Origin of the sequence: Stenotrophomonas sp. HMWF003, from assembly GCF_003061285.1 — a bacterium.
GTDB classification, from domain to species: Bacteria; Pseudomonadota; Gammaproteobacteria; order Xanthomonadales; family Xanthomonadaceae; genus Stenotrophomonas; species Stenotrophomonas maltophilia_AP.
This window is the reverse complement of record NZ_QAIW01000378.1, coordinates 1-7,191: the sequence shown is the minus strand read 5'-3', so window position 1 is coordinate 7,191 and position 7,191 is coordinate 1. Positions and strand designations below refer to the sequence as shown.

The following is a 7,191-nucleotide window of genomic DNA, read 5'->3' as shown; positions in this document are numbered from 1 at the left end:
ACTTTCAACTGTTTGGCTCAGTTCAAGCATCTGTACCCGACACGTCCTTGACCAATGCGCCCGGCACACTGCCGAGCGCACCCGCCACTCACGCCGCCTCGCTGATCCGCGCCGCGCGCCGTGCCCGCACCGCCTGGGCCAGACTCTCCAGCACGGCCAGCGAGCTGTCCCAGCCGATGCAGCCGTCGGTGATGCTCTGGCCGTAGGTCAGCGGCTGGCCCTCGACGAGGTCCTGGCGGCCGGCCACCAGATGGCTCTCGACCATGACGCCGACGATGCGCTCTTCGCCGTTGGCCAGCTGCGCGTTGATGTCGGCGATGACCTTGGGCTGGTTTTCCGGATTCTTGCTGCTGTTGGCGTGGCTGGCATCGATCATGATGCGCGCGGCCAGGTGCGACTTGGCCAGCGTCTGGCTGGTCGCTTCCACGTGGTCGGCATCGTAGTTCGGCGTCTTGCCGCCGCGCAGGATGACGTGACAATCCGGATTCCCGGCGGTGGCCACGATCGCGGTGCCGCCTTCCTTGGTCACCGAGAGGAAGTGATGCGGGTTGGAGGCCGCGCCAATCGCATCGGCGGCGATCTTGATGTTGCCGTCGGTGCCGTTCTTGAAGCCCACCGGGCACGACAGGCCCGAGGCGAGCTCGCGGTGCACCTGGCTCTCGGTGGTGCGTGCGCCGATCGCGCCCCAGGCCACCAGGTCGGCGATGTACTGCGGCGAGATCACGTCGAGGAATTCCACGCCGGCCGGCAGGCCGAGCTTGTTGATGTCGCGCAGCAGGCCGCGCGCGACGCGCAGGCCCTTGTTGATGTTGAAGCTGCCGTCCAGGTCCGGATCGTTGATCAGGCCCTTCCAGCCCACCGTGGTGCGCGGCTTCTCGAAGTACACGCGCATGACGATTTCCAGCTCATCGGCGTAGGCATCGCGCAGCGGCTTGAGGCGCTGGGCGTACTCGATGGCGGCCACCGGGTCATGGATCGAACACGGGCCGATCACTACAGCGAGGCGGTCGTCGCGGCCGTGCAGGATCTCGTGCAGGGCCGCGCGCGAGGCGCTGACCGTATCGGAGGCTTCGTCGTCACAGGGCAGCATCGCCAGCAGCTGGGCCGGCGGGGTCAACGATTCGATCTTGCGGATACGCAGGTCATCGGTGTGCGGGGGCATGGGGAAACTCCTTGGAAGTGGGGGTCCCCAGCGCGGCGGCAACAAAAAAGCCGCCAGGTGCGCTGGCGGCTTTCGGGAATGCGTCTGAAGGTTTCTTCAGGGTGAGCGCATGCCTTCCTCCGCCGGTGGCTTCGGAAAGTAATACCAAAAGTAGGCATTGGCGGGGCGTGCGTTCATTGGGGAGTATTGATAGCACAGCTTTTGTGCGGCGCAAAATGTTTCATTCGCAACTGCGGCGCCGGTGTTCAGCCACCGCGGGCGGGCCTCATGCCTTCGGCAGCGCCGCCAGTTCGGCCAGATGCTGCTGCAGCCCACCCGACGCGCCCGCGATGTGGGTGGTGGTGAAATAGGTGTGCCAGCCGGTTGCCTCAATGGCAGCCAGCAGCGCGTCGGCGTCCGTGCGGTCGCTGCATTGCCACACGGCATAGAACTGCTCTGCGCTGCTGCGCGGCACGTCCGGATCCAGCGGGCCCATGGCCAGTGGCTTGATCCGCGCCGGATCGACATGCTGCATGCCCGCCCCGATGCGGGCGAAGAGCGCCGCGCGCGACAATGCGTCCAGCGCGGTCCAGGCGGGAGTGGCGGTGTAGAGCTCGATCAGCATGTACGACATGGCATTCCTTGGGTCAGAGCGAGCGCAGGGCGCGCTTGCGGATGTAGCTGTTGGCCGGATCATCGGCATGGCGCTGCTGCCATTCGCTGCACAGCGCGCGGACCCAGTCGGGCTGGCTCTTGCCGGCATCGTTCAACCAGTTTCCGACCGAATCCTGGACGTAGCGCGCTTCATCGCAGCACAGCGCGTCCAGCAGGTTCTGTGCATGGTGGGGTTCCTGCTTGAACAGCGCGATATGCGCGGCCCATACGCCGCGCGGGCGCAGTGCCTCGCAGGCGAAGCGACGCACGTTCGGCGACGCGTCGTGGGCCCAGGCCTGCAGGTGCGCGAGGACCCGCAACGGCTCGGCCGCGATATGCGGGCGCACGGCCAGCCAGGCCCATTCGCGCACGCCGAAGTGGGCGTCATCGGCCAACCCGCGCAGGGCGTCCAACTTGCGTTCCAGCGTCAGCGCCGGGTCGCTGCCGATCAGGTAGCAGGCCCAGCCGCGCACGGTGTCGCTGGCGTGCCGTGACCAGGCGCCGTGATCGCCATGGCCATGCGCGCGCAGCAGCGTGGCCGCGCCCTGCATGCGCAGGGTGATGCCCAGCTTGGCCGCGTTGCGCATCGGTGCGAGTGCCGAGGCAGGCAAGGACGGCGCGACGTGGGCCATCAGCCGGGCAAAATCGACGGCCAGCACTTCGGCCAGATGGGCGGCTTCGGCCTCGCCCCGATCCAGCTGGCCGCGGCGCTCGCGGGTGACCGGCTGCTTCATGCCAGGCGCCCCGCGTCGGTGCGCGACCACACGCGGTGCAACAGCGTGCCCAGCTGTCGACGCTCCCTGACGCTGATATCGGCGAACAGCGAGGCGATCCACTGCGACTGCTGATCGAACAGGCGTGCTGCCATGGACTGGCCCGCAGCGGTCAGGCGCACGTGGATGCGCCGCCTGTCGTCGGGATCACTGTGGCGGCTTACCAGCTGTTCGCGCTCCAGCCCGTCCAGCAGGCCGGTCACGGTGGCGCGGGTAACCCCGGCGCGCTCGGCCAGCTGGTGCGGCGACAACGCGGTGTCGGCCCCACGCAGCAGGAACAGCAGCACGAAGCGCCCTTCGCTGAGCCCCTGCGGCGCCAGGCGGCTGGCGCAGTCCTGGTCGATCGCGCGGGCCAGCGACAGCAGCTGGAAACACAGCGCCAGCTCACCGGCGTCGGGCTGGCCACGGCGCTCCAGCTCGGTCAGAAACGCCTGGTGTTTTGTTTCCAGCATGCGGGGACGACACGAGTAATACGGCGGCTAACTATATCGCTGTTGCTCCCTGTCTGGAAGCTCCGCCGTACTTTACCCAAGGCGTGTGACAGGCGAAGATCGACCTCGCCTGGCGCGAGCGGCGGCGCGCAGCGCGTCCTCCGGCCTGAGCGGCTGACATCGGCAGGGCCTTGCCAACCACGCAGGAGGTCACGGTGACCTTCGGCGCTGTTCGTGGCGACCCGCCGCGGTAGGATGCGGGCCGAGTCCTGGAGGAGTGCCGTGCCATGCGCCCGTTCGCCCTGATGCTCGTGTTGCTGTTGCCTGCACCCCTGGCGCTCGCCGCGCCTTCCGCACCCGTTCCAGACGCTGCCGCGGTCGACGCCGAGATGGCGCGGATGATGGCCGCGACCCATGCGCAGGGCGTGGCGCTGGCGGTGATCGACCAGGGGAAGGTTGTGCAGGTGCACGCGGCCGGCAAACGCAACGCCGCCGGCGACCCGTTGACGACCGACACGGTGATGTACGGCGCGTCGCTGACCAAGATGGCCTTCGCCTACATGGTGATGCAGCTGGTGGACGAGGGGGTGCTGGACCTGGACCGGCCGATCGGCGAGTACCTGGCGCGCCCCTTGCCGGACTACCCGGCAGAGAAGCAGTACGCGCCCTGGCCCGACCTGAAGGACGACCCGCGCTGGCGGCGCCTGACCGCGCGGATGCTGCTCAGCCATCGCAGCGGGTTTGCCAATTTCGCGTTCCTGGAGCCGGAGGGAAAACTGCGCCTGCACTTCGATCCAGGCACGCGCTATGCCTACTCCGGCGAAGGTCTGATCCTGCTGCAGTTCGTACTGGAGCGCGGGTTGGGCCTGGCGGTGGGCGCGGAGATGCAACGGCGGGTGTTCGACCGCTTCGGCATGACCCGCACCAGCATGACCTGGCGCGCTGACTTCGCCGGCAACCTGGCCGACGGCTGGACCCAGGACGGCCGCACCGAACCACACGACGAACGCAGCCGGGTGCGTGCAGCGGGCTCGATGGATACCACCATCGCCGACATGGCCCGTTTCGCAGCCGGCTACATGCGCGGCGAGGGACTGTCGGCAACGGGGCGTGCCGAGCTGGTCCGCGCGCAGTGGCCGATCACCACGGCCAGCCAGTTCCCGACCCTGCAGGACGAGCTGGCGCCCGCGCAACGGCGCCGCGACCTCGCCGCCGGGCTGGGCGTGGTGGTGCTCCAGGGGCCGCAGGGACGCGGGTTCTACAAGGGCGGCCACGACGATGCGGTGGGCAACACGCTGGTCTGCGTGGCACGGCGCCAACGCTGCGTGGTGGTGCTGGGCAACGACGTGCGCGCCGAAGCGGCGTTCCCGGCGCTGGTGCGGTTCGTTCTGGGTGACACCGGCGTGCCGTGGACGTGGGAGTACGGGGGCAAGGCGTTCGTGGAGTGACGCAGGCAACGTAGCGGCTCACCAGCGCACCTGTGCCGGCAGTGGCCCCGCATGCGACGGAAACAGCGGCAGCACGTACTCGGCCAGTTCCTGCAGCACCTCGGCGGCCGGCCGTTGCGAAAACTGGATGCCCAGCGCGGCGTGGTTGACCCCGGCCTGCTGCCACTGCCCAAGCAGATCGATCAGCCCGTTGCGGCCGGTCTTCAACATGTAGCCGCCGTTGATCGGCGTACGCGGGTGGTTGGGATCGTCGACCAGGTCCAACCACTCGTTGGTGACGTGCGGGCGAAAACCACCGTCGGGGATGAGACGGCGCCAGGCCTGGATCTTGTCGGCCAGGCGCCGCGGCCCGGCCGCATCATGGGTGGCCTCGGGATAGGTCAGCCAGCCGTCGGCATGCTGCCCCACCCAGTCCAGCGTCTGCCGCGAGGTGCCGGTGACCAGCAGCGGGATCGCACCGGCCACCGGCTTGGGCAGCAGTTCCACGCCCTGCACGTCACCCAGTGGCGAGCTGATCTGCAGCGGTCCGGCCTGCATCAGCTGGCGCATGTACGCCACCGATGCGGCGAAGCGCTCACCGCGCGCGGCGTGGTCCAGGCCATACGCCGGGAACTCCACCGGCCGGTCGCCCGAGGCGATGCCCAGCACCAGGCGGCCGCCGGAGAGCTGGTCGATGCTGGCGGCCGCTTTGGCCAGGTCGATCGGGTGCCGCAACGAGAAGATCGCACTGCCGGTGGCCAGCGCCAGCCGGTCGGTGCGCGCGGCCAGGTAGGCCAGGTAGGTGAAGGGGTCGAACACCTGTCCGGCGTCGCCGAACAACGGATCGAACAGCGGTACGTCGCGCACCCAGGCAGCGGCGAAGCCGTCGCGGTCGAGCTGGCTCACCAGGTCGGCCTGGCCGGCCAGTATCCGCATGTCGCCCTGGTAGAAGCGCAGCGGCAGGAACACGCCCAGGGTGAGCGCGCCTTCGCGGAACATGCGCTGGTAGCCGGGGTGATGGGCGAACGCGGGGGCTGAAGCACCGGTCAGCGGGGCCTGCATCTCGGTGATATCGGTCAACAACGTCATCGTGGTCATGCCTGGATCAGGGGCCAGTGGCCGGTTCGGGGAGCTGCACGCCGCGCTGCACTGCAGGCCGCTGTGACATGCGCAGGTGCCATGCACTCAAGTGCGGGTACGCGCTGAAATCGAAGCCGATGAGCCGTGCGATGTGGCTCCAGCCGTAGCCGGCGATGTCGGCAATCGAGTACTCCTCGCCAGCAAGCCATGGGCGGTCGGTGAGGCGCTGGTCCAGCGTGGCGAAGAACTCCCCGCTCAAGCGCCGATAGCGCTCTATCGCAGGCGCGTAGGGCGCGTCGGCGAACATCTCGACATGCACGCGCTGGCCGAGAATCGGGCCAACGCTGGCGGCATGGAACATCAGCCAGTTGACCGCTTCCCAGCGCGCGCGTGGCGCGTGGGGCAACAGGCGTCCGCTCTGCTCCGCCAGGTAAAGCAGGATGGCGGCCGATTCGAACACCGTGATACCCGTGGCCTCGTCGACCAGTACCGGAATGCGGCCGTGCGGATGCAACCGCAGGAAATCCGGATGGCGGTGCTCACCGGCGTCGATGCGCACGTGGTGCAGCACATACGGGATGCCGAGCTCCTCCAGCGCGATGGTGATCTTGAAACCGTTGGGCGAACTGTCGGTGTACAGGTGCAGCGAAGCTGGGGACACATCGGTCTCCTTGGCGGGCGGTGAATGACGAGAGCGAAGGGGGTGCGGCATGAAGCTCAGCCAGTGCAGCTGGACTAAACACGTCAGATTCAACATGATCACGATGCTACGCAGGCGCTTGGGCTGTGTAGAACGATTTGTGCTTCGCTACCAAGAGAGAAAATCTAAGGTCATGGGCGCTGTACTTCCCCTGCTCGCGCTGCGCGCCTTCGTCGAAACCGGACGGCATGGCAGCCTCAAGGCGGCGGCCGCGGTCATGGGGGTCACCCCGGGCGCGATCAGCCAGCAGCTCAAGCTGCTGCAGGCGCGCACCGGCGTGGTGCTGTTCACCCGCACACCCCATGGCGTGGCCCTCACCCCGGCCGGCGCACAGGTGCACCCTGCCCTGCTGCGCGCGTTCGACCAGATCCAGGACAGCATGGCCACGCTGGAGGCGATCCACGCGCGGCAGACGTTGACGATCAGCACCGTGCCCAGCTTTGCCGCGTCATGGCTGGTGCCGCGGCTGGGGCGGTTCACCGAGCGTCACCCGGCGATCGAAGTGCGCGTCGAGGCCTCATCGACGCTGGTGGATCTGCGGCGCGACCGCATCGACATCGCGATCCGCCACGGTCTGGGTGAGTATCCCGGCCTGATCTCACGCCCGCTGGCGGCGCCGGTGCTGTTGCCGGTGGCCTGCCCGGCGCTGCTCGCCGACGGCCCACCCATCCACTCGGCGGTGGACTGCCTGCAGTACCCGCTGCTGCAGGATTCCGACCGCAGCGACTGGTCGCTGTGGTTCGGCGCGCTCGGCCTGCCGCCCGATCCGCGCATCTCACGTGGCCCGGCGTTCGATGATGATGTGTTGCTGATCCGCGCTGCAGAAGCCGGCCAGGGCATCGCGCTGGTGCGTGACCTGTATGTGGAAGCCGAAGTAGCCAGCGGACGGCTGGCGGTGGTACTGGATCAGCCATGGCCGACGCGGTTTGCGTACTACGCCGTCACCCTGCCCGGCGCCGAGGAGAACCCGGCCATCGCGTCGTTT

General features: G+C 68.3%; 8 protein-coding genes. 2 read left to right on the top strand and 6 right to left on the bottom strand.

The genetic code is table 11. The features are described from left to right. Nucleotides 1–88: 88 nt before the first annotated feature. The 4 genes from aroG to DBR34_RS16025 all read right to left on the bottom strand — a co-directional run bounded on the left by aroG (nt 89) and on the right by DBR34_RS16025 (nt 3,020). Nucleotides 89–1,162 carry a 3-deoxy-7-phosphoheptulonate synthase AroG gene (aroG, locus tag DBR34_RS16040; protein ID WP_128097539.1) on the bottom strand — a complete coding sequence of 358 codons (1,074 nt, stop codon included), beginning with the start codon at nt 1,160–1,162 and terminating at the stop codon, nt 89–91. A gap of 265 nt (nt 1,163–1,427) precedes the next feature. After that, nucleotides 1,428–1,775, bottom strand: coding sequence for a DUF6616 family protein (locus DBR34_RS16035; protein ID WP_128097538.1), 348 nt, complete (start codon nt 1,773–1,775; stop codon nt 1,428–1,430). A 13-nt stretch (nt 1,776–1,788) separates the two neighbouring features. Then, nucleotides 1,789–2,529, bottom strand: coding sequence for a DNA alkylation repair protein (locus DBR34_RS16030; RefSeq protein ID WP_128097537.1), 741 nt, complete (start codon nt 2,527–2,529; stop codon nt 1,789–1,791). Beyond that, nucleotides 2,526–3,020 (bottom strand): MarR family transcriptional regulator, encoded by a 495-nt coding sequence (locus DBR34_RS16025; protein ID WP_128097536.1) that lies wholly within the window; start codon nt 3,018–3,020, stop codon nt 2,526–2,528. The genes DBR34_RS16030 and DBR34_RS16025 overlap by 4 nt, the downstream gene beginning before the upstream one ends. 266 nt (nt 3,021–3,286) lie before the next feature. On the opposite strand from DBR34_RS16025, the gene DBR34_RS16020 reads away from it, so the two are divergent. Then, a complete protein-coding gene (locus DBR34_RS16020) occupies nt 3,287–4,447 on the top strand; it encodes a serine hydrolase domain-containing protein (protein ID WP_128097535.1) in 1,161 nt (386 codons plus the stop codon). Between the two features lie 18 nt (nt 4,448–4,465). Here the strand turns inward: DBR34_RS16020 and DBR34_RS16015 are convergent, their stop codons facing one another. Continuing rightward, entirely contained in the window at nt 4,466–5,524 is a 1,059-nt protein-coding gene (locus tag DBR34_RS16015; RefSeq protein WP_258224006.1) for an LLM class oxidoreductase, read from the bottom strand. A gap of 7 nt (nt 5,525–5,531) precedes the next feature. After that, nucleotides 5,532–6,167, bottom strand: coding sequence for a glutathione S-transferase family protein (locus DBR34_RS16010; RefSeq protein WP_219928314.1), 636 nt, complete (start codon nt 6,165–6,167; stop codon nt 5,532–5,534). 49 nt (nt 6,168–6,216) lie between these two features. On the opposite strand from DBR34_RS16010, the gene DBR34_RS16005 reads away from it, so the two are divergent. Next, nucleotides 6,217–7,191, top strand: a 975-nt coding sequence (locus DBR34_RS16005; RefSeq protein WP_258224005.1) for a LysR substrate-binding domain-containing protein, incomplete at its 3' end; no start/stop codon positions are given.